This window comes from Paenibacillus arenosi (genome assembly GCF_014841135.1).
Classification (GTDB): domain Bacteria; phylum Bacillota; class Bacilli; order Paenibacillales; family Paenibacillaceae; genus Paenibacillus_B; species Paenibacillus_B arenosi.
In genome coordinates this window covers 1-23,174 of sequence record NZ_JACYTN010000024.1, presented here as the reverse complement: position 1 = coordinate 23,174, position 23,174 = coordinate 1, and the positions used below count along the sequence as shown (strand labels likewise).

Annotated in this window: 25 protein-coding genes; 20 read left to right on the top strand and 5 right to left on the bottom strand. The window is 44.9% G+C overall.

The features are described from left to right. Positions 1-3: 3 nt before the first annotated feature. From IFO66_RS19820 to def, 5 genes are all read left to right on the top strand, one after another. Positions 4-2,769, top strand: a complete 2,766-nt coding sequence (locus tag IFO66_RS19820) for an endo-beta-N-acetylglucosaminidase (protein WP_192026821.1) — start codon at positions 4-6, stop codon at positions 2,767-2,769. Between the two features lie 232 nt (positions 2,770-3,001). Next, positions 3,002-4,453, top strand: coding sequence for a Gmad2 immunoglobulin-like domain-containing protein (locus IFO66_RS19815; protein WP_192026820.1), 1,452 nt, complete (start codon positions 3,002-3,004; stop codon positions 4,451-4,453). A 179-nt stretch (positions 4,454-4,632) separates the two neighbouring features. Next, complete coding sequence (locus IFO66_RS19810; RefSeq protein WP_192026819.1) at positions 4,633-5,151, top strand: sigma-70 family RNA polymerase sigma factor; 519 nt, start codon at positions 4,633-4,635, stop codon at positions 5,149-5,151. Continuing rightward, positions 5,144-6,211 (top strand): DUF4179 domain-containing protein, encoded by a 1,068-nt coding sequence (locus IFO66_RS19805; RefSeq protein WP_192026818.1) that lies wholly within the window; start codon positions 5,144-5,146, stop codon positions 6,209-6,211. Before IFO66_RS19810 ends, IFO66_RS19805 begins: the two co-directional genes overlap by 8 nt. Before the next feature lie 80 nt (positions 6,212-6,291). Next, positions 6,292-6,822, top strand: coding sequence for a peptide deformylase (def, locus tag IFO66_RS19800; RefSeq protein WP_192026817.1), 531 nt, complete (start codon positions 6,292-6,294; stop codon positions 6,820-6,822). Positions 6,823-6,946: 124 nt separating this feature from the next. Here def and IFO66_RS19795 read toward each other — a convergent pair whose 3' ends face one another. From IFO66_RS19795 to IFO66_RS19780, 4 genes are all read right to left on the bottom strand, one after another. Continuing rightward, entirely contained in the window at positions 6,947-8,197 is a 1,251-nt protein-coding gene (locus IFO66_RS19795; protein ID WP_192026816.1) for an ROK family protein, read from the bottom strand. Then, positions 8,190-8,726: a chromate transporter gene (locus IFO66_RS19790; protein WP_192026815.1), complete on the bottom strand. Its 537-nt coding sequence runs from the start codon at positions 8,724-8,726 to the stop codon at positions 8,190-8,192. Before IFO66_RS19790 ends, IFO66_RS19795 begins: the two co-directional genes overlap by 8 nt. Positions 8,727-8,740: 14 nt before the next feature. Then, complete coding sequence (locus tag IFO66_RS19785; protein WP_192026814.1) at positions 8,741-9,343, bottom strand: chromate transporter; 603 nt, start codon at positions 9,341-9,343, stop codon at positions 8,741-8,743. A gap of 454 nt (positions 9,344-9,797) precedes the next feature. Then, positions 9,798-10,412, bottom strand: coding sequence for a superoxide dismutase (locus IFO66_RS19780; RefSeq protein WP_225445927.1), 615 nt, complete (start codon positions 10,410-10,412; stop codon positions 9,798-9,800). 553 nt (positions 10,413-10,965) lie between these two features. On the opposite strand from IFO66_RS19780, the gene IFO66_RS19775 reads away from it, so the two are divergent. From IFO66_RS19775 to IFO66_RS19740, 8 genes are all read left to right on the top strand, one after another. Next, positions 10,966-11,400, top strand: a complete 435-nt coding sequence (locus IFO66_RS19775; RefSeq protein ID WP_028594684.1) for a GNAT family N-acetyltransferase — start codon at positions 10,966-10,968, stop codon at positions 11,398-11,400. A gap of 135 nt (positions 11,401-11,535) precedes the next feature. Then, entirely contained in the window at positions 11,536-12,081 is a 546-nt protein-coding gene (locus IFO66_RS19770) for a DUF402 domain-containing protein (protein WP_192026813.1), read from the top strand. Between the two features lie 24 nt (positions 12,082-12,105). After that, positions 12,106-12,546: a ribonuclease HI gene (gene rnhA, locus IFO66_RS19765; RefSeq protein ID WP_028594686.1), complete on the top strand. Its 441-nt coding sequence runs from the start codon at positions 12,106-12,108 to the stop codon at positions 12,544-12,546. 422 nt (positions 12,547-12,968) lie between these two features. Beyond that, complete coding sequence (gene queG / locus IFO66_RS19760; protein WP_192026812.1) at positions 12,969-14,657, top strand: tRNA epoxyqueuosine(34) reductase QueG; 1,689 nt, start codon at positions 12,969-12,971, stop codon at positions 14,655-14,657. A 156-nt stretch (positions 14,658-14,813) separates the two neighbouring features. Further along, positions 14,814-15,023 (top strand): YneF family protein, encoded by a 210-nt coding sequence (locus tag IFO66_RS19755; RefSeq protein WP_028594688.1) that lies wholly within the window; start codon positions 14,814-14,816, stop codon positions 15,021-15,023. A 65-nt stretch (positions 15,024-15,088) separates the two neighbouring features. Next, a complete protein-coding gene (gene folE, locus IFO66_RS19750; RefSeq protein ID WP_028594689.1) occupies positions 15,089-15,682 on the top strand; it encodes a GTP cyclohydrolase I FolE in 594 nt (197 codons plus the stop codon). Between the two features lie 11 nt (positions 15,683-15,693). Further along, positions 15,694-15,852 (top strand): hypothetical protein, encoded by a 159-nt coding sequence (locus IFO66_RS19745; RefSeq protein WP_192026811.1) that lies wholly within the window; start codon positions 15,694-15,696, stop codon positions 15,850-15,852. Next, the gene (locus IFO66_RS19740) at positions 15,849-16,910 is read left to right on the top strand and encodes a DUF7309 domain-containing protein (RefSeq protein ID WP_192026810.1); all 1,062 of its coding nucleotides are present in this window, start codon (positions 15,849-15,851) and stop codon (positions 16,908-16,910) included. The genes IFO66_RS19745 and IFO66_RS19740 overlap by 4 nt, the downstream gene beginning before the upstream one ends. Positions 16,911-17,196: 286 nt before the next feature. Here IFO66_RS19740 and IFO66_RS19735 read toward each other — a convergent pair whose 3' ends face one another. After that, the gene (locus tag IFO66_RS19735) at positions 17,197-18,069 is read right to left on the bottom strand and encodes a LysR substrate-binding domain-containing protein (RefSeq protein WP_192026809.1); all 873 of its coding nucleotides are present in this window, start codon (positions 18,067-18,069) and stop codon (positions 17,197-17,199) included. 165 nt (positions 18,070-18,234) lie between these two features. Here IFO66_RS19735 and IFO66_RS19730 point away from each other — a divergent pair, with 165 nt between their 5' ends. The 7 genes from IFO66_RS19730 (at position 18,235) to IFO66_RS19705 (ending at position 23,080) form a co-directional block, all read left to right on the top strand. Continuing rightward, positions 18,235-18,936 (top strand): ankyrin repeat domain-containing protein, encoded by a 702-nt coding sequence (locus tag IFO66_RS19730; RefSeq protein ID WP_420488689.1) that lies wholly within the window; start codon positions 18,235-18,237, stop codon positions 18,934-18,936. A 1-nt stretch (position 18,937) separates the two neighbouring features. Continuing rightward, entirely contained in the window at positions 18,938-20,161 is a 1,224-nt protein-coding gene (locus IFO66_RS19725) for an amidohydrolase (RefSeq protein ID WP_192026807.1), read from the top strand. 682 nt (positions 20,162-20,843) lie between these two features. Continuing rightward, positions 20,844-21,017, top strand: a complete 174-nt coding sequence (locus IFO66_RS24395) for a helix-turn-helix domain-containing protein (protein WP_192026806.1) — start codon at positions 20,844-20,846, stop codon at positions 21,015-21,017. Positions 21,018-21,291: 274 nt separating this feature from the next. Beyond that, a complete protein-coding gene (locus tag IFO66_RS19715) occupies positions 21,292-22,128 on the top strand; it encodes a hypothetical protein (protein ID WP_192026805.1) in 837 nt (278 codons plus the stop codon). Beyond that, on the top strand, positions 22,125-22,253 hold the full coding sequence (locus IFO66_RS24145; protein WP_273015717.1) for a hypothetical protein: 129 nt from the start codon (positions 22,125-22,127) through the stop codon (positions 22,251-22,253). Before IFO66_RS19715 ends, IFO66_RS24145 begins: the two co-directional genes overlap by 4 nt. A gap of 119 nt (positions 22,254-22,372) precedes the next feature. Then, positions 22,373-22,630 carry a Spo0E family sporulation regulatory protein-aspartic acid phosphatase gene (locus IFO66_RS24390; protein ID WP_420488688.1) on the top strand — a complete coding sequence of 86 codons (258 nt, stop codon included), beginning with the start codon at positions 22,373-22,375 and terminating at the stop codon, positions 22,628-22,630. Positions 22,631-22,708: 78 nt separating this feature from the next. Beyond that, complete coding sequence (locus IFO66_RS19705) at positions 22,709-23,080, top strand: hypothetical protein (protein WP_192026803.1); 372 nt, start codon at positions 22,709-22,711, stop codon at positions 23,078-23,080. The last annotated feature ends 94 nt before the right edge of the window (positions 23,081-23,174 follow it).

Sequence of the window (23,174 nt, the reverse complement as noted above, 5' to 3'; positions counted from 1 at the left end):
TACATGAAACGTTGGAAACCAACCATGTTATCTCGAAGCACTCTGAAACGCAAAGCAGCTCTCTACTTAAGCACAGCTCTCCTGGCAGGTGCTTTGGTAGGATTCACTGGTGCCTCCGAAGTACAGGCAGCTCAGCCTCATTCTTCTTACTGGTACCCGAATACGATTCTGAATTGGTCGCCGCAGACGGACCCAGATGCACCGTTCAACCGTAGTTCCGTACCGTTGGAAGAAAAGCGTGTTCAAGGAACTAAAGTGAATCCGAATGCAAAAGTAGAGCCAAAAGTGATGGCACTCGCTTCTATGTACAAAAATACATCCGGTGCGCCGTCGCAAGGAAACGACAACATGCATGGCTATGCATTTAGCTACTGGCAGTATGTAGACAGTCTTATCATGTGGGGCGGATCTGCAGGTGAAGGCCTTATCGTTTCACCAAGTGCAGATGTTATTGATGCAGCACATAAAAACGGTGTGCCTGTATACGGTACGGTCTTCCTACCGCAAATGGAGCACGGCGGCAAATTCCAATGGACACATGATTTGCTGCAGCAGCGCCCAGATGGCACGTTCCCAGTTGCCGATAAGTTAATCGAAGTGGCGAAGTACTACGGCTTTGACGGCTGGTTTATCAATGAGGAGACTCAAGGTGGTACACCTGCAGATGCGAAGAAGATGCAGGAATTCCTGAAATATTTGCAAAAGATTAAAACGCCTGAAATGGATATCGTATGGTACGATTCCATGATTAATGATGGTCCGGTTAGATGGCAAGGTGCTCTTAACGATAAGAACAGCATGTTTGTACAAGATGGTGCACAGCGTGTTTCTGATCATCTCTTTATCGATTTCCGTTGGCAATACCAAGGTAGTGGGCAGACACCGTTCAAGAAATCACCTGATGTTGCGAAGCAGCTTGGACGCAGTCAGTATGACCTGTATGCAGGTATCGATGTGGAAGCAGGCGGCTATCAGAGTAAATTGAATTGGCCTGTTCTCTTCCCGGACAATGGTACTCCAGTAACATCGCTTGGTATTTACCGTCCAGACTGGGCATTCAATGCGTCCAAGACGAATGAGCAGTTCATGGAGAACGAGCATATTTTCTGGGTAGGTCAAGGTAAAGATCCTTCAAAGACGAAGTCCAATGGCACGGCTTGGCGTGGAATTGCGCATGATATCGTCGACGAGACAGTTATCACAAACACTAACTTTACGACGCACTTCAATACAGGTAACGGAAAAATGTTCAGCGTACACGGCCAGCAAGTTCGTGACCGTGAGTGGTTCAACCGCAGCTTGCAGGACATTTTACCAACATGGCGCTGGATGAAGGACGAGCAAGGACAGAAGATTGATGCCGCATTCGACTTCAATAAAGCGTATTACGGCGGTAGCTCTTTGAAGCTCAGTGGTCAAACGGCACCAGGTGCAAGCACAAATGTGAAGTTGTATAAGACAGATGTTCCTGTCACGAAGTCTACTGTCATGTCGGTAACGTATCAGACCAATCAAGCAGAGGCAGCAGATGTAAACATCGGTGTTGCATTTGAAGGTGCGCCAAATGATTATGTAATCGTGAAGCCGAAGCATACGCAAAAAGCGGGTACAGCAAAAGATTGGACACAAGCTACGTACGATTTGAAAGACTTTGCAGGCAAGAAAGTTGTTGGAATGTCTGTACAAGTGGCAGGCAAGCAGCAAGTAAACAACTATGAGCTGAACCTAGGTGAATTTGCAATCCGCGATCACCAAGCGTTTAAAGCTCCAAATCTTAAAGAAGTACAAGGTCTAACCATTATCGATAACGATTTCCGAGATGGTTTGTATGCAGATGCTCGTTTGAAGTGGGACGATATGGGTGACGATGTTCTTTACTACCAAGTGTATCGTCAGAAGCCAGACGGTTCCCGTGAGTTCATGGGTGCAACAGGCAACAACTATTACTATGTTTCCGAAATGCGCCGTGATGGAATCGAGCAAGCGACGGACTTGATCGTCGTACCTGTTAACCGTCATTATGCAGAGGGGCGTACAGCGACTGTTCAATTCCAATGGCCGGCATACCCTGCGCCCAAAGCTGACTTTGAAGCAGATAAGACGTATGTAGCACCAGGGGAGACGATCCAGCTCAAAGATAAGTCTACGGAAGTAACGACAGAATGGTTATGGAGCTTCCCAGGAGGTAGGCCAACATCTAGTACGGAGCGTAATCCACAAGTGAAGTATGAGCAAGAAGGCGAATACGAGATTACACTGACAGCGAAAAACGCAGTCGGCCAAGATGTCGTGACGAAGAAGCTCATTACGGTAGATAAGGCAGCAGCCAACCGCTCAGAGGATGTAGCTAAGGGTAAGAAGACGACAGCTTCCTCATTCGTGAATGCAGGTGAAGCGCCTCAATTTGCAGTAGATGGTGAAATGCATACGAAGTGGTGTGCGGTAGGAAATGCTCCGCATTGGATGACTGTTGACTTGGGTGGCGAATTCAACATTACGGAGTTCGTTGTACACCATGCGCAAGCAGGTGGTGAATCTGCATCCTTCAATACACGTGAGTTCAAAGTTCAATTGAGCGCTGACGGTCAAACTTGGACAGATGCTGTTGTTGTGAAGGATAATGATAAAGGTACAAGCAAGCATGCAATCGCTAAGACGAAGGCTCGCTATGCGAAGCTGATCGTAGAGAAGCCAACACAAGGTGGAGACACAGCAGCTCGTATTTACGGCTTTGAAGTGAAGGGGATTCCATTCCAACCTGCGCAATAATAAATACTACTTCTATAAGTAAGAACAGACAGCTCCAGTTCATGAACTGGGGCTGTTTTTTTTGCTGGTTTCACAAAAAAAACAAAGAATATATTCCCAATGAAACCTTGCGTCTTTTCGTGAGGCTCCCCCGTCTAATCCATGTAAACTTCATGAAGATACAACACCTAACAGGTCATTCAAATAAAAGAAGACATGGATACCATGGTCAAAATAAAGGAGCATATACAACATGAAAACAAAAACAATCGCAATCGTAACGGCATCTATCTTGGCAGGTTCTTCTCTACTTGGTTATGTAGGTACAACATTCGCTGGCAAACAGCAGCAGCCTTCCCCACAAACGAAACAAGAAGTGAAAGTTCCAAATGTAAAGGTACAGAAGCCGCAAAAGCCGCAACAAGAAAAAACGTACGCCAATAATGCATTCCGCAATATCGGTGACGTGAAGCTTAGCGAACAATATGTGATTAAAGGTGAAGCGCGTGTATTTGAAGGCAACTACAACTACGTTGTGAAGCAAGGTAACAAAGTGATCGCAAAAGGATTTGGCACAGCATCTAAAGGCGGTCCAGAGTGGGGCACGTTCTCCCAAACGATTACGGTACCCGTTAATAAGTTGAACAGCAAGCAGCCACTGACAGTTGAACTGTTTGAAGTGGATATGGAGAGTGGTAAACAAGTACGCAAAGTAATCGTTGATTTGAACGGTAAAGGAAAAGTGAAGCAAAACGATGCATTCCGCGGTGTGAAAGTTGTATCTGCCAACGTGCAAGTAGCGATTAAAGGCGAAGCTCAAGTACATGAGGCAACTTACAACTACGCAGTAAAACAAGGAAAGAACGTCATTGCTAAAGGCTTCGGTACGGCATCAATAGGTGCTCCAGAATGGGGACAAGTAAACCAAACGATTTCCATTCCAAAGAGTAAAGTGTTCGGTAAAGAGCCTTTGACACTGGAATTGTTCGAAGTAGATATGGAGAGCGGCAAAGCAGTGAACAAGCTCGTGTTGCCAATCGCGAAAGAAGCGGGAGCTCACAAAGAAGTACTAAAGCCGAATAAAGATAAAGTAGTGAAAAACGATGCATTCCGCAACATGGGCGAAGTGAAACTTAGCGAGCAGTACGTGATTAAAGGCGAAGGTCGCCTATTTGAAGGCAACTATAACTATGTTGTGAAACAAGGTAACAAAGTGATCGCAAAAGGATTTGGCACAGCATCTAAAGGCGGTCCAGAGTGGGGCACATTCTCTCAAACGATTACGGTTCCTGTAAGTAAAACAGCTAAGAAGCAACCATTGACGGTTGAATTGTTTGAAGTAGATATGGAAAGCGGTAAGCAAGTAAACAAAGTAGTCGTTGATTTGAATGGCAAAGGGAAAGTGAAACAAAATGATGCATTTCGTGGTGTAAAAGTGGCATCTGCGAAATTGCAGGCTGCTGTAAAAGGTGAAGCTCGTGTTTTCGAAGGCACTTATCACTATGCAGTTAAACAAGGTAAAACGACGATTGCCCAGGGCTATGGCACTGCAACTATTGGCGCACCGGAATGGGGCAAACTCAATCAAACGATTTCCATGGATAAGAGCAAAGTATCTGGCAAACAGCCGCTTACACTAGAATTGTTTGAAATGGATATGGAAAGCGGCAAGGCGACGAATAAACTTGTACTGCCTATTCGCTAACCTGTATAGATAAATCGCGTAGACTTATTTGGAAGAAGCGACGCTGCTGGTGTCGCTTCTTCTCTACATAAAGGTAGCACTGCGCATCGATGGAACGGTTAAAGTTGGTGTTGGAGTGGCGACACTAAAAGATAAGGAGATACGTAACGATCGATGATTTTCTGGAGGTGAAGGGCTGCGTGAGCGACTTTGAACTGGAGAAGCGCGCGATTGCTGGCGATGATGAGAGTTTCTCTATCCTTATCGAGCAGCGGAAAGAAAGAATTTACCGTATGGCCTATACGTATGTAAGAAATAAAGAGGATGCGTTGGAAATTGTACAGGAGACGGTATATAAAGCCTATTTGTCCGTGGAGAAGCTGCAGCAGCCTCAATATTTTAATACGTGGCTGATGAAGATAGCGGTGAACGCTGCACTGGATCATATACGTAAGTCCAAGCGGGTTGTCTATATGGACAAAGATATCGAAAGAAGCTACACCCCTGATCATCGGGAGGAGAAGCTGGATTTGTATGAGGCATTGGATAGTTTGGATGAGAAGACGAGAACGGTGTTATTGCTGCGATATTTTGAGGATATGTCCTTGAAGGATATCGCCGAAACCTTTGATGCGCCATTGAGTACGATTAAGTCGATTGTTTATCGTGGGCTGGAGAAGCTGATAATAAATTTGGGGGAGGGTGAGCTGCTTGAATAAAGACTTGGAACGGCTAAAGAAAGACTATCAAAATATCGAAATTCCTGATGAGCTCACTTCTGTGACGCGGCAAGCTTTGGAACGGGGGAAACAGGAACGGGAGCGATTAAAGCAAGCTTCCTATCATGATGTGAGTTATGGTCAAATTGACAATCAAGGTCTGGATGCGAAGTCAGGCTCTATTCAAATGAATCGTGAAAATCGTAACGACCAGCAGCGTTCAGGACAGCCGCAAAGTCAACGCGCATTATCACGCAATCGTTGGGCGAAGCGTATTGGGGCTAGCGCAGCAGCTTTATTTGTATTATTTGCGATTAGCGTGAATACGATGCCTGCCTTTGCAAGTAGCCTTGAGAATATTCCGGGTATCGGCAAGCTAGTAAAGGTATTGCAGTTTAATAAAGGAGAAGCTGAAGGTGGTCAGATTACGGATTCGACCGATGTTTATGCGATTGGATTGCATGGGAAAGGCGACAGTGATCAGATTACGATTCGTTTCCAGCAAAATAATAGAGAGCAAGACGTAGCAAGTTACTTCCATGTTACTCATCGTGAGTTTCCAAATACGATGACTTTTGCGGTTGGTGGAGCTCGTAATTTCTCTGCTGAGCAAGATTTGGCTACTTTGAAAAAGAGCAAATTTGTACAGGATGCCTACATGATCATATCACCGGATGATTCGCTTGTTCGCTTCACCATTGTATTTAAAGAGCCGATTGCTTATGAAGTAAAGGAATATCAACAACCAGCAGAGGTTGTGCTTACCTTTAAGCAAGGCGAAGCAATAAATGAGCAAGAAGCAGTATATTCGGTACGTACTGCTTCACATCCATTTGGAGAAGAGCAAAGCATGATGGAGGAGATACTGCTCGAACAAGAACATGTCCGTATTTTGAAAGACAGTGCTGGTACGTATTTGGTGGAAGCGGGCTATTACCCAACGAAGGAAGAAGCGCAAGCCCAGTTGCATAAGTTAGAAGAGCAGCACGGTTTGCAAGGACAGCTGTACGTGGAAGAACGGACATTTTTGCATATACCAGCGCCAATTCGCGCTGATTAATAGGTTGCGATGGCATGAGTTGACAGATTATGTAATGCGGTTTACACTTCTACCAGCTAATAAGGAATAGGTGGTGCAGGATGACAGTAAGAACGATATTGCCATTTGGCGACCCATTATTACGTAAAGCTTGTAGGCCGATAACAGAGATGTCGCCGCGGATGTTAACCTTGTTGACAGATTTGAGAGAGACGCTTTATGCGGAGCCTGGGCGTGCGGGTTTGGCCGCACCGCAAATTGGTATTTTGCGGAGAGCTGTTGTCATGGATATGGGGGATGGCTTCCGAGAGTTTATCAATCCTGAGATCATGGAAGCTCACGGTGAACAGCAAAGTTTCGAGGCATGCTTATCTTATCCGGGCTATTATGGGCGTGTAACCCGTTATCAGTATGTCAAAGTAAAGAGCATAGATCGAGAAGGACAGCAGCTCATAACGGAAGCGGAAGGCGGCTTGGCCGTTTGCTTGCAGCATGAAATCGATCATTTGGAAGGTACCTTATTCGTGGATAGAATGAAAGATGGGGTACTTATTCATGAAGTTACGAAGCATCGAGTTCCGTTGCTGGATGTGATGAAGCTGGCGAACAGCAGAACATGCAGCTTGCCGTAGCACACTAAATATAGTAAGTACATGCAGAGTGCAGTGAAGTTAATCCCGTCACTTCCTATCGGAAGAGACGGGATTATTTGTGTAGAAGATGATTAATCTTGAAGTTAAGCTTGTATGACCTAATTTAGGCTTCTTGTCGAGATGTGAGATTGTCGAGAACGAGCAGCGCTGCGCCAATAGCGATGGCTTCTTCGCCGTAAGTTCCTTTACTAAAAACAACTTGATAGCTCGGGTAATGGTAGGTGCGGCGAATAGCCGTTTGTGTAGCTGTATAGAAGAATAGGTCATTGGACGTCATTAGAGGTCCACCAAGGATGACTTTTTCAGGATGCAGCACGTTCAGTAGATTCGCAAGCCCAATGCCGAAGTAAGTAGCAGCCTGACTGACGATCTCGGTAGCTAGTGTATCTTGTTGATGTAGTGCTTCGATGATATGTCTGAATGTAACAGCTTCACCGAGTTGAATAACGGATTGGAGACGGCTTGGTCGACCTGTTCGGAGCTTCGAGATCGCTTCTCGTTCAATTGCATAGATCGTGGCATAAGAGTCGAGACAGCCATAGTTGCCTCCTGGGGTGCGATGAGGAATTCCATCTGCTTGAATAATCATTTGACCAAGGGAACCTTCCATGTCCGTAGCACCGTGAATAAGTTTGCCATCTGCCATCATCGCGGAGCGCAATCCGACTCCTGCATGAACGTAGAGCATATAACGGACGCCTTTTGTACGATTGCTCCACGACTCGGCAATAATAGCTGTGTTGGCCCCATTATCAAGCAGCACAGGAATACGCAGTCTATGCTCAAGCTCTGCACCGATCGGGACATCATTCCAACCAGGCGCATAGAACCATTGCGGATTCTCTATGATGCCAGTAAAACGATCAAGCGTGCCTACTGCTCCGATACCAAGTCCAATGCACTGTTCATGTGGAATACGATACTTGGCAATCCATAGCTGTATTTGCTCCACAACGTAATCAATCAACGCAGAAGGTGTCATATGCTCGGTCATTGTCCAGTTAATCGAGTCGATCTTCTGTCCTGCCGCATCAACAATAGCGAGGCGAGAAGTTGTACGAGAAATGTCCAATCCGAAGCAATAGCCATAAGATGCCATTGTTCGATAAAGAATGGGACGCCGACCACCTGTTGAGGCGCCGAATCCGCTCTCCTCAATGAGTCCAGCAGCAGACAACTCTTCCAGTACGCGGGTGAGTGTGCTAACTGTTAAGCCGCTCTTTGTGAGCAGGTCGTTCTTCGAGATTTCGTGCTTCTGCCGAATCCGTCTAAAGATCTCCCGTGTCTTTGATGAAGGGATTCGATCTTGCAAGGGCAGATGCGGTCTTCCATCCTGAGCGTGTGTATTAGACATATAAAATAATCCCCGCTATTCCTGAAATTAAAATGACAGCGATGGGATGCAACTTCCAACGAATAAGCGCGAACAGCATGACAGCGAAAATAACGACGCTGAACCACGTATATCGAGCATATCCGTTTAATAGGCCGGAATGCATCGCCATATTGAAGGCAGCATAGGCGATAAGTGCCATAACAGCTGGCTTCATGCCGTCGAGTGCAGCTTGCACCCAATGATTATGATACATCCGGTAGAATAGAGTAGCAACTAAAAACATCAAAATAATGGAAGGTAATACAATGCCAATACTAGCGGCGGTGCTTCCGATCCATCCTGATGCTGCGTAGCCCACATAGACGGCACTATTCATCGCAACTGAGCCTGGGGCCATTCCTGCCAATGTAACAGCGTCTGTAAATTCAGTCGCGCTCATCCAGTTATGCTGCAGCACTTCATGCTCGATGAGTGGAATCATCGCATATCCCCCGCCGAATGACACGAACCCTAATTTGAAAAAGGTCCAAAACAGATCCCATATCATCGTTGAGTTCCTTTCTATTTTCTATTCATTCCAACAGTTCGGTTTACAGCTCGCTTCCATTGAAGATAATGCACGAGGCAGCCAGCAACCATACCGCATCCAATGACAACAACAGGATTTAATGACGTCCAGAGTAGCAGCATACAGCTTCCTCCAAATGTCATCCAAGCCGCGCGTGAACGAAGGACATCTTTGCGCATACGAATGGCGGCATAGGCAATGAGTGCAATGATTGCAGGCTGAATGCCTAGCATGGCCGCCTCGAGGAAAGGAGAATGTTGATATATGGCTGCTAAAATGGATAACACTAGCATGATCATGACAGTTGGAAGTGATATAGCGGTAACTGAAGCAAGCAAGCCACGAATTCCTGCCATTCGATATCCGACAAGCGCTGCAATATTGATGGCGACGCCACCGGGAGTAGCTCCTGCTATGGCTGTTATTTCGTGCATCTCATTAGGGGTTATCCATCCCCGTCGATCTGTTATTTCGCGATGAATGACCGGCAATATAGCGTACCCGCCCCCAAAGGTCGTCGGGCTTATTTTGATAAAGGATAAAAATAATTGAAGACAGAGCTGTGACGTTGTGAAGAGGGAAGATGATGATTGCATCGTTGTTGACCCCTTTTCCTTGTACTTCTTGATGTCTTTATTATATGCTACTTAATTTCATTTTGGAATAAAGTATGTGTTTTTTATGAATGGAAGACGAGGAAAATACGGTAAAATCATAAATGTAAATAGATTATGAATATACATTTGTTTAAATTGAACTAAACATACGGAGTGATTGAGAATAGTACCTGATTTGAGAAGTAAAAGCTAGTGACAGGAAATGAAACGAAATGTATACCTAATTTCTCTGGGGGAGGCTGGATGAAGTGATGGTCGTCCGTGATCATTACGACGGCATTTTTTTGATAAGATTCATCTTGCTCAGTGATTGAAGTAAGGTACAGCTATCTTTCTTTCGGATGAACATATACCAGCAAATAATAAAAAAACACCTGTCATCCGACTAGCGGAATGACAGGTGTTTTTCAAAGGTCAGATGACCCAATTATAATTAGTTGTTCAAAGCTGCTTCGTAGCGCTTCTCTACTTCGGACCAGTTCACAACGTTCCAGAATGCAGCAATGTAGTCTGGGCGTTTGTTCTGGTAGTTCAAGTAGTAAGCGTGCTCCCATACATCAAGGCCAAGAACTGGAGTCTTGCCTTCCATGATTGGGGAGTCTTGGTTAGGCAAGCTGTATACAGTCAATTTGCCGTTGTCTACAGCAAGGAATGCCCAGCCGCTACCGAAACGTGTTGTAGCTGCTTTAGCGAAATCTTCTTTGAACTTGTCGAAACCGCCAAGCTCGTTCTGGATTGCTTCAGCAAGCTTACCGGATGGTGCGCCGCCAGCGTTAGGAGCGATTGTCTCCCAGAATAGGGAGTGGTTCGCATGACCGCCGCCGTTGTTGCGAACAGCAGTACGGATGCTTTCTGGAACAGCGTCCAGATTAGCGATCAAATCTTCGATAGACTTGTCTTGCAATTCAGGAGCGGACTCCAAAGCTGCATTCAAGTTCGTAACATACGTATTGTGGTGACGACCGTGGTGGATAGTCATTGTTGTTTCGTCGATATGCGGTTCCAAAGCGTTAGTTGCGTATGGAAGCGCTGGTAGTTGATGTGCCATTATGCATTACCTCCTAAAAGGAATATGTAATAACTCTACTTCAATTAAACCTGATCCTATTGAATAAATCAACAAAAAAGTTTAAAAAGTCTTGAAGGTCTAAAATGACTGTGTAAATTACCTGCAAATCAATGTGAAATGAAGGTAAGTTAAGTTCCGCTTTCTATTATGTACCCTATTTCGATTTTTTATAAACTAAACGAATCTGTAAGAGCAAAATCTGGACCTGGCTTCAATATGTGAGACGGCCATATCCATCACAATTACTATCAATAGAAATGATTTATTGAGCATGCATGGAGATGTCATTTGGTAATAAATATACACTTTTAACAGGAATTAAGACAAAATACCTTTGTAAACGATTTCAATTAAGCGCTTTCACAAGAAAACAAAAGATTTTCTGTGCTTTTTTATGGAATATGGCCAAAGAAGAAGGAATTTAGGCTTTTTTGTCGTATAATACTTAGGTCAGAGGGAAAGACCAAACAGACGATAGATAGAGACAATAGACGCTGTAAATACATTGAGTTCAGGATGAGGAGAGTAAGACATGATTGTTCGTTCCTTTCAATTGTCGGATTATATGCCGACGAAGCAGTTGCTGGAGTTGTCATTGTCGGAAGAATGTTGCGAGAAAACTTGGGATGCCTTTGCGCGACAACTGTCATTAGATGGTGAGCTTGTTGTCGTTGCACAATTGGAGCTGGATTCAGAAGTACGTACTGTAGGGGTTGCGATTGGGACAGTAGATCAGAACAATGGCTACTACTATCGCTTGGCAGTACATCCAGAGTTCCGCAACCAAGGTATTGGCAAAGCACTTGTAGGCAAGTTGGAGCAGAAGTTCCAACAACGTAAAGTAAGGAACATTATGATTGCTGCAGATGAGCATACTGAGATGGTGCTACCGTTCTTTGAGCAGTTGGGATACGGAACACAACATGTCTTACGTTCATTGAAGCAGTTGCGCATTGTAGCTGGCTAGTTACAGGCTGGTTTACAGTTAAAGCGCACACAATCGAATATCATGCATAGGAAGGCATATCTTTTCAACCGTTGCATTCGGGGGAAAGATATGCTTTTCTATTAGTATATGATGACGTGAGGCTGATGGTAGCGCATGATTACATATCGTAGAACACTTGTGAAAAGTTTTAAGCATGATGGGCATTTGCATCGAATGTGGATGGAGAATTGGATCGTCCCAAAGCAAATGTGTCACCAGCTACATCAACAAGAGGACATGCTGGTACTCATTAACTGTCATACTCCAATCCAAGAAGCGAATGGCAAGCAGTGGATAAGCAAAGTGCCGGCGGTCACTTTTTTTGTCCCGAATCAATGGTTCAATATTGTCGCTCTCATAGAAGAGCAGGGAATACGGTATTATTGTAATATTGCGTCACCAGCATACCAGACAGATGGGGTCATTACTTATATCGATTACGATCTGGACGTGATCCGTCATTCTGACGGTCATATTGCGATTGTTGATCGTGAGGAATATGATATGAATCGTCTGGTGTATCACTATCCGGATGTTGTAGAACGGCGGGTCGCACAAGGAATGGAAGCATTAATGGGGCGGATGCGCAAGGGAGATACTCCTTTTCAGGATGAAGCGGTCCTATGGTACTATCAACAATGGATGAAAGCCCAAAGTTAATCGGGTTATGATGGAGGTAGCTTGGTGAAACAAGTATTAATTTACACAGATGGCGCCTGCTCTGGGAACCCCGGTCCTGGAGGATGGGGCGCCGTGCTCCTTTTTGGTGTGTATCGCAAAGAAATATCTGGCGGAGAGAAGCATACGACCAATAATCGCATGGAGATTCAGGCGGTCATCGAGGCGCTGAAAGCGTTGAATGAGCCGTGTCTCGTTAAGCTGTACAGTGATTCTGCTTATGTCGTTAATTGTTTTCAACAAGGCTGGATTTACAATTGGATGAAAAATGGCTGGCGTACGAGCAAAGGGCTGGCTGTCGAAAATAAAGAATTGTGGCAGGAGCTATGGCAGCTGATGCGCAAGCATAAAGTCGAATATATAAAGGTTAAGGGCCATAGTGACAATGAGTTGAATAATCATTGTGACTTCCTAGCGCGAGAAGCGATTAAGCAATTGGGCAAATGAGTGTGGGAACCCAAATAACTGCATTTTTGCGGATAATATCCCTAAAACGAACTTTTACAGATTAAATAACTGCATAATTGCCGCTTTTTAGACCAGAGGCCTACCATAATGAAGCATTCATAACAGATACGGTGTCCGTGAGCAATGCTAAGCTAATTTGTGATGGAATAGACATCAAGCAAAGTTTTGCTTGGTGTTTTTGGCAATCTTGTTTATGGTAGAAACACACGTTGATCCGAACCGCACTTTAACGTTATCATTAGTAGGGTTACAATAAGGTGTCGAACATCTTGTTAACGAAGTTCTAACTTTTGATATAGCAACCACATTCTGTGCATGTTATTCCATTTGCAATCATGGATGTATTATATAGCTTGATAGTTTTCGGATGTAAAAATAAAAGGAGAAGGAGGGGGCGTGAAATGCCTCGTGCGAATTGGCATGAGCCTGAGACGGCAGAACGTTGGGCATCCTTGAAACAAGACATCATTGAAGCAGCGTCGTCTTTAGGTATTGACCAAGTCGGCTTTACGACGGCAGATCCGTTTCTTTCTTTAAAAGAAAGGCTGCAAACTTCGATCGATCGAGGCTATGCCTCAGGCTTCGAAGAGCCGGATTTGGACAAGCGAACGACGCCGCGTCTGTTAATGTCGGAAGCACGGTCGATTATCGCGATTGCTGTCGCGTATCCGTCGAAGCTGCCGGAATCTCCGCAGACCAAGTCGGAGCCTGGGCAATACCGCGGGATGTTTGCCCGCACCGCATGGGGGATGGATTATCACCATGTGCTGCGCGACCGCTTGCAGAAGCTGGAGGCGTATATTCGCGAGCGTGTGCCTGAGCCGGAACTGCAATTTAGAAGCATGGTAGACACCGGCGAGTTGTGTGACCGCGCTGTTGCAGAGCGGGCTGGTATTGGCTTTAGCGGCAAGAACTGTTTAATTATCTCGCCGCAATATGGCTCGTGGATCTATCTCGGTGAGATGATTACGAACATTCCATTTCCGCCAGATCATGCAATTACAGAGGATTGCGGCGAATGTACGCGCTGCTTGGATGCTTGTCCGACAGGAGCACTTGTCGGACCGGGGCAAATGAATGCAAAGCGCTGCATTTCATTTTTAACGCAGCTTAAGGAGCCGATTGCTGGCGACTTGATGGCGAAGATGGGGAATCGGCTGTACGGTTGTGATACGTGCCAGGTCGTGTGCCCGAAAAATAAGGGCTTCAATTGGACGCATCATCCCGAAATGCAGCCTGACCCTGAGGCGGTTAAGCCGCTCCTGGTACCGATGCTGGAACTGTCCAACCGCGAGTTCAGCGATCAATTCGGCATGAGCGCCGCCGCATGGCGCGGCAAGAAGCCGATCCAGCGCAATGCGATGGTGGCGCTGGGTAACTTCCGCGACCGCAGTGCAGTGCCTGCGCTCACGGAAGCGTTGAACGCCGAGCCGCGCAGAGAGCTGCGCATTACGGCGGCATGGGCACTCGGCCGCATCAGTGGAGCGGCCGCGATCGAAGCGCTCGCGAAGGCATTGCCGCGCGACCAGGATGAGGAGGTGCGTCAGGCAATGCGCGACGCAATCGAGGAAGCGAAGGCGGCACCGGAGCCGCTGTACGTACAAGAGATGGAATCTCCAATCGGCACACTGACATTGTGCGCTACGCTGGACGGCCTCTGTGCTATCGAATTCGGCTCCATATTGGATCGATCCGATACGATTCAAGCATGGGCAGCCAAAGCCATCGGCAAAGTGACGATGCAGCGTCATCCAGAGCGTCTAAAGGAAGCGAAGCTGCAGTTGGAGGAGTATTTCCGAGGTGAACGCAAGCAGTTCGATTTGAAGATCGATATGCGAGGGGGAACACCATTTCAGCGTGAAGTATGGACGGCCTTATGCGATATTCCTTATGGTGAGACTTGCTCGTACAAACATATCGCTGAAGCAGTTGGGCGCCCTAAAGCGGTTCGCGCTGTAGGTGGAGCGAACAATCGTAATCCACTGCCGGTAGTCATTCCGTGTCATCGCGTCATTGGCGCAGGTGGTGCACTTGTCGGTTATGGCGGTGGTTTAGGGATAAAAGAAACGTTGCTTTCTTTAGAAAGTTGACGAATTTTGTCTGATTACCGGGTAAACAAGAAAAAAATGGAACTGAGTTCAATTGTAAAGAAACGGCAGACATGCTATCATAATGGCTAATGTAATGGTAGAATTATGGTTGAGTGCATAAAAGAATGAATATAAATGCTGGGGTGACGACGTAACATGTGGACAACCATTTTCATAATTCTTGCGCTAATTATCGGTATTGTCATTGGATTTGCCGGTGGCGTATTCTACTTGCGTAAGCAAATGGAGAAGATGCAGACTGATCCGCAGATGCTGCAAAAGATGGCCAAGCAAATGGGCTATAACTTGAATGGCAAGCAGATGCAAAAAGCACAGCAAATGATGAAGAACAAGAAATTTAAATAATCGGCCATCCTCTAACGCAATTGACGGAGATAGAGATGGAGCGGCTGGAGGAGGGACGGCTATTTATGGCAGGCGTGAAAGATTACGTTAATACGCAAGTTGGCGATAACCGAGAGCGAATCGAGCATCATGTGAAAGAAATCTTGAAGCTCATTGGTGAAAATGTGGAGCGTGAAGGGTTGCTAGATACTCCTGCCCGTGTGACGAGAATGTACGAGGAAATCTTCTCTGGCTATCAGGTAGATCCTCGCGATGTGCTCGGCGTTACCTTTGATGAACAGCATGAAGAACTTGTCATCGTCAAAGATATCACGTATTATAGCCAATGCGAGCACCATATGGCGCCGTTCTTCGGTAAAGTTCATATCGGGTACGTTCCTAGCGGTAAGATTGCTGGATTGAGCAAGTTTGCTCGACTAGTTGATGCGATTACGCGTCGTTTGCAAGTTCAGGAACGGATTACATCCGAAATTGCAGATATAATGGATGAAGTGCTTCAACCACACGGTGTTATGGTCGTTGTGGAAGGAGAGCACTTGTGCATGTGCGCACGCGGCGTGAAGAAGCCGGGCAGCAAGACGGTAACGTCTGCGGTTCGCGGGACTTTCCGCAGTGATGCGGCACAGCGCGCGGAATTCTTATCGCTATTGCGACAGTAGACTTGGGTTTAATGATGGAGGAAGAACCCGTTCCGGGCATGGAACGGGTTCTTCTTGCTCGTAGGCAGGAAGGTTTCGTAGGAAGCACACGACATCGTCGCGTTCTTCGTGCGAAGCCTTCGATGTATGATCCGTTAGGCAACGAAGAAGGAGGAGTTTGGAACTCATGACAGTGAAACAAGTGGAAGAGAATAGTGTGGAGCAAGAAAAGGTACTTACAGAAGAGCAAGCTGAATTGACTCGTATGTATGAAGCAGCGACAGCTTATAAGAAGTTGTCTGCTTGGAAGTGGATGTCCGATAATACGGTATTCGCGGTTAAAAATCCAGAAGATGAAGAGATGGGCTACTGCAGCATTATGGGTACGAGCGAATCTTTGTTTGGATTGGCTTTGTTCCGTGGTGCAGAGGGCTTGGAAAGCTTGAACGACATGCTGCTAGAGCGCGATGAGCGCTACGCATGGCTGCACCGTCAAAAGTGTATGATGGTAACGTATGAGGACCGTGCAGATATCGAGAAGCGTGACTGGCAAGAAATTAAGGACTTGGGCTTCAGCTTCCGCGGTAAAAATGCGTGGCCGATGTTCCGTGCCTTCGATCCAGGTCTTGTGCCTTGGACATTGAACCGTGAGCAAGTTCGCTTCATGACGATGGCATTAGAGCAAGCGATGATCATAGCAGAGCGCGTGAAAAAGGATGCAGAGACACTTGCAGCACCACGTTCTGGTCAAGTGCTTGTCCGTGAATTGGTGAACGGTGAGTGGACGGATACATGGAGAGACCCGGACTTCATTCTTAAGCGTCCAGTTAAAGTGATGTGCGAAGATCAAGCTCGCCTGAATGATATTATGGAGCGCTTCCCGAATAAAAAGGGACATTGGGAAACAGAATTCTTCTTTGCTCCTGTAGCGGTACAAGGTGAATCTGAGCGTCCTTACTATCCACGACTTTGCCTGTGGGTAGACCGTTTGGCGCGTCAAGCTGTAGGCTTCCACTTGTCTTATGATGACAACTATGAGCAGGAATTCTTGAATCATTTCCTTCAATTGATCGAAGAGAAGGGGGCTCGTCCACAAAAGCTAATCATTCGTACGAACGATACAGTGGACTTGCTAGAGAAGACAGCACAGCGTATGAAGATCAAAATCGAGCGTGAGCCGAAGCTTGTATATTTGGAAGAGGCACGTGACGATTTGTTCGAGTATTTCATGAAAAATGACAAGAAATAAATGATAGATGCATTCGATAGTCCATTTTGACTGTATGTAAAGATGGCTGTGAATCTACAACAATCGCTTTTCTTTTCCCTATTCATAGGGTGGAAGAAAGGCGATTTTTTTATGTTATTTGATTTATAAAATAAGATGAGTAATTCTACTTTATTATGTATGATAGCAACAATTTTTCATTTCTACGTTATTGGATTGTATGATAGTACATCTGGTACAGTATTCATTCATAGATCGCAGATTAATCTACCACCATTCTAGCTGCTCATAGAAAATGTTCAAATGATTACTCCCGATAGTACACTTGGCACATGTCTATAAAATGCTGAGCTGCCTTAGAGAGATAACGATTTTTGAGCCAAATTAAAACGGATGATGAAGTTGAATCTTCTATTTGTACAGAACGAACGTGGAAACCTGGGTGCATTTGTAGTACAGTTTCTGGTATGATCGTTGAAGCAAAGCCAGATTGAACAAGATTCATAAGTAATGCGATATCTGAACATTCGCCGATCACATTCGGTGCTATATTTCTCCCCGTAAACTGTTCCATAATTAAGCTGTGCACACCCAATCCTTGGGTACTCGGTAAAATGAGGGGCACCTCTTGCAGTTGCTGCCATAGATCACGATCTGTGCATATGTTTTGTGTACCGGTGACAAAGCATAGCGATTCTTTTCGAAGTGGCATAACAGTGAACGCTTCCAGATTCAGAGGATAGCGGATAATGGCAACTTCAATAGCCCGCTCCTTGATCATTTTGCATAGCTGAGCGGATTCATTTTGTTGTATTTTGTAAGTGATCTTCGGATATTTTTCCCGAAAGGCTTGCAATAGCTTCGGCAGGACATGATCCGATAGCGTATTTACACCAAATGCAAGTTGACCGCGAATCCCACTGCCTATTTCTTTAACTTCCATTTCACTCTCTTCCATGAACTGGACAATCCGAAGTGCGTGTTCATACAACGATTGCCCTGCACTAGTCAGTTCGATGCCGGAACGATGGCGCTTAACCAATTGGACATTAAGCTCTTGCTCTAGCTGCTTTAGCTGTTGGCTGAGCGGTGGTTGTGCCATGCGGAGTTTGGCAGCTGCTCCAGTAATTGTCCGCTCTTCAGCAATAGCAATAAAATATCTAAGTTGTCTAATATCCACTTTTAGCGAAACGCTCCTTCCATACTGAATTCATATGCAAAAGTAACTATATCAATATTTTTCATATATTTTGTTCCATGGTAGCATAAAAAGCATTACCAAGAAAAGGTGAGGTGAAGCGTCATGCCAAGAGCGTTCATAATCGTGTTATCTGGAGTTCTGATGATGGGTTGTTCGATCGCACCGTCACAAAAAGAAAAAGAAAATTCCGTATCCTCCGATCAGGCTCAAAAACAGGAGCCAACCTCTTCGAAGTCAAACGATCTGAAGGTCTTAAATGAAGCCTTGTTGGCTGCAGCTGAAAAAGGAGAAACAACAGCAGTGCTGCAATATCTTAAAAACGGTGCAGACATCAATACGAGAGATAAGGATGATCGCACACCGGTTATGTTAGCGACTGTAGGCAATCACTCTGTTACGGTTAAAGTTCTATTAGATCGTGGAGCTGATGTTAATATTCAAGATAACCGCAAAGACAACCCTTACTTGTATGCTGGGGCGGAAGGGTTAACAGAAATTTTAAAGCTGACGATCAAAGCAGGTGCGGATACCAAAATTACGAACCGTTACGGCGGTACTGCTCTCATCCCAGCAGCAGAACATGCACATTTAGACGTGATTGAATACTTAGTAAAGCATTCAAATGTAGATATTAATCATGTTAACAATCTTGGCTGGACGGCATTAATGGAGGCAATCGTGCTGGGCAGTGGCGGAGAAGAACACCAGCGAGTGGTGGGCATGCTTATTCAGTACGGAGCCGATGTAAACATCCCAGATATAGATGGAGTATCTGCATTAGAGCATGCAAAATCAAGAGGATTCGATGAAATTGCAAACATGCTTATAGCTGCAGGAGGAACATGACGTGAACTCATCTACGTATTGGCTTACGAATGTTTTGCTAGAGGTAGCTTTTGAAAAAGAGCAAGATGTGATCGTAGGGACACAGACAGCACTTCATCATATACAAGTCAAAGAAGGTGTAATTGCCGACATTATTGCTGCGAGTCAATTGCCAGCGGACGGGATTCCACATATGGATGCCAAAGGCCTGCTTATGCTGCCGTCATTTAAAGAAATGCATATTCACATCGACAAAACGTATTATGGTGGACCTTGGAAAGCAGTGCGGCCAGCTTCAAATATCTTTGATCGTTTGGCAGAAGAACAAGTCATTCTTAAACAGCAACTGCCTACAGTGAAGGAGCGGGCTGCTAAAATGCTCGACTTACTGCTTGGCTATGGTGCCACTCATATTCGTACACATGTAAATGTTGATCCGATTGTCGAAACTAAAAACATGGAGCTAACGCTGCAAGTGCTTAGCGATTATGCTGGCAAGCTTACGGCAGAGAGTGTTGCTTTCCCTCAGCATGGCTTGCTTAAGTCATCGTCTGTGGAACGAGTGAAGGGCGCCATGAGGCTTGGAGCTACGCATGTCGGAGCGGTTGATCCCGCGATAGTCGACGACAATATTGAGATGTCCTTGGCTACACTAGTGGATATTGCTATTGAGTTTGATGCAGGCATTGATCTGCATTTGCACGAGCGCAATCAGCTGGGTCTTTATACGATGAATAAGCTGGCTGATTTGACAGAGGAAGCAGGCTGGCAGGGACGCGTGATGGTGAGTCATGCCTTCGGATTCGCAGGTCCCGTAACGAAAGCGGCAGAGCAGTTGGCGGAACGATTTGCAGAGCTAGGCATATCGATTTCCTCTACTGTGCCGATCGGAGCAGTGCAGATGCCAATTCCGATGCTGCGTGAAAAAGGAGTCCGGGTTGAGCTTGGAAATGACAGCATCACGGATCATTGGTCACCGTTCGGAACAGGGGATATGCTGGAGAAAGCGAATCGAATGGCAGAGTTGTACAATTATGCGGATGAGTACTCGCTTTCTCGTGCACTTGCTTGCATTACAGGTGGTGTCACTCCGCTGAATAAGGATGGGGAGCAAGTATGGCCTATTCAAGACAGTATCGCAGATGCTGTATTCGTAAAGGCTAGTTGCTCAGCGGAGGCAGTTGCCCGTCGTTCGGATCGCCGTGCCGTTATGTTTATGGGACAAGTTGTAGCTGGAGCGTTATAGTCCAGTAGCGGATGGTAGACAAGCTATATAGGTTGTTGGATATCGATATAGTTGCAAAAGATAAGGGGAGCGGCTGAGCCGCTCTTTTTCGATAGTTTAGGTCGCTTGTGTTGTAGTATTTTAAGATACGTGGAAAGAAACCAGCTCGATATACTTCCGCTTGTTCAGGAGTTAGGACTGTTTCTGCGTTGTGAATACGCGGCAGATAGCCATTGTAAGGCGCGTTTGCCAAACTGGAAGTCTGATCAAGCGCTCGCGATTGGGGATGTTGATTGTTCTTTCCGTATCGCTTACGCTTCGCGAGTTTACTCTAGGAGTCCCTGTTCAACCGGGGCTTCCTTTTTTAACTCTTGTAGATGCTGGTAGTAGAGATAAGAGTCCACACAACCTTCGAGGAATCAGTGTTTTTCTATTTCCGAACATTTTCGCTATTTAATAAAAAACGTTCGTTATTAATAAAATTTCCTAATAATCTTGCTCAGAAATTGTTCGTCTTTTTCTGCATATTCTTTCTATTTAACAGTGTTCGATAACTAATTGACAAAATATGATGATCCGTTATAATCTAAGATGGCTAATAAACCATAAATTTCCTCTATTTTTCACACCTCATAATTTACTTAGTCTCAAATTTCCTATGTTTTCAGTACGTTGTAAAAATTGAAAAGGATGTGAATGTAAGATGCCTGTAACTACGACGCTTACATTTGGAGATTTAATAAGACAGCACAGGACTGAGGCAAAGTTATCTCTAAATGAGTTGGCTAATTTGTCAAGCGTGAACAAATCTATCATTTCAAGGATTGAAAGTGGTGAAGTTAAGAGGCCGGAATTTAAGACTTTAAAAGCTAGCTGAAGCCCTTCATATTCCTTACGAAACGTATTTAATACATTATATCGGAACTGAGCAAAATCCTGACGTCATCAATAATATTCTTGAAGACGCTATCAAGGATATGAGGCCTATCCCGACCATAACCCAAATTGCTATCAAGTTTCTCGAAACCGAGCGTTTGGACAGCTATGACGCCACTGCACAACTATTCCATTCCACACAGTCCATCGACAATCTAGAACTAAAGCTCGCTCTATACCAAACCATCATAAACTACTCCCGAGGCCATGGGGTAGTGACTTACTTAGCCCGTTCATTATTTCAAGAATACCTTATTGTACGCGATGATTTTAGCAAGTTAAAAGATACGTACCAAGCTGGGAGGTACGTTCTTAAATACAAAGAGCAATTACCCCCAGCAGAATACTCCAAGCTACTATATTCTCTCGCCGTGCATGCACATGTTATACGAGAGTACGAAGACAGCGTGAACTATTGCAGGACACTACTTGCGAGTAGCGAGAAGGAAGCCCTAGCAGTCAGATCATATGTCATTGACGTCTTGCGTAGCGCCCATTTTTACCTTGGAAATTATGAACTAGCCGAAAAGTATGCCGAGGAGTATCGGAGGTGTGTTCCTTCTATTGAGGGAGATAACGACCGCTTGCTAACGGCGATGATAAACGCGAAAAGAGGGCATATAGAGCTTGCAACTGAACAGTTCGAAAGGTGCCTTCAACTTTGTTCTAATTCCTTTATCGTGTATATCGTTAATGCTTACGTATCATTATGTTTCGAGCGCGATCATATAGATAAAATAAAGAATCTCCTTTTAAGCTATGAGGTAACGATTCATGATCAGACCTACACAACACCTATGCGAAGGGGTGAGCTTGCGAAGTTTTATAAAACTAAGGGGGACTATTATAGTCAAACGATTGATATCGACCGGGCTATAAGTGAATACATTGAAGGAGCCTATGCATATGCTTGTATTGATGACGTCGACAATGAACGCGAATGCTTGCGGTTGATTTATCAAGTAAGCAAGAAAAATAAACTAACAGCTGATGTAATAGATCGTATTGGGGACTATTATAACCGTTTTACTAGAACAGGAGGGTCATCATGAAAAAGAGGGTTATCAAAATTTTATACTCAGCTGCTTTATTAGGTCTTGTCGTGACTGTCATTCCAATCCTTGGCGGAGTAATTGACGGCGGGAGAGTTATGTCAGTTATAGACGTTCCATGGTAATCAAGAAAAAGACACAAGACGCCAATTCGGCGTCTTTTTTGTTGCTGCAAACACAAACCATAAGATCACAAGCAACCGATTGTATAATAATGGTGGGGAACTGACTTATAGGTGAGTGAATGGGGAGATTCACTCACCAACGTAAAAAGGTGATTTCTATGTTTGATGAAATTGAATTCCTACGAAAACAAATGCATGAAGCCTATGAAAAAGGCTTACCACTGACCGATGTTCGAATGATCCACATCAGCCAAGACCTCGACAAACTTCTCACACTGTATCACGTCATACACAATTCTGAAAGCAAATCATTTCACTTAAATTTATTAACTGGTATAAATGTTATTACGTTAGGGGGTGATGACTCTCACATGTAAAAATTGTACATCCTGCATCAATCACAGTAATTACATATCATAGGGGCTGTGAAATAGATAACGGGAGGTAATGATTCAATGAAGAAAACTAGTAATACAAAAACACGCTTAAAATTATTTGCGGCTACATTAGGGATTTTTGTTGCAACTGCAATTTCTCCAATTAAGTTGGAAGCATATGAGTATTATGGTTGGTGGAATGATCCATTAAAACTGAAAACGGGTATAACATCGGGTTCTTATACAATATTTGCAACAGATGGCTTGCAATACGGGGGGAAAACCTTTATGTTTGCAACTGCTTGGAAGTCGGCAATGGGGGAATGGAATGATAAAACTGAGGCGGCAATTCCTTATCACGGTGATGTTGGCGGCGTGGAGAGAATAAGAATGGACGGATATAATCATGGAATGAACGGTGTGGATCGGCTACACTTAGTTGGACAATAAAAATAAGGGCTAGTAGAATGAAGAGAATAATACTAGGAGCGGATCTACTATGCCAAAACAAAGACGTACATTTACAGCAGAATTCAAAAGACAA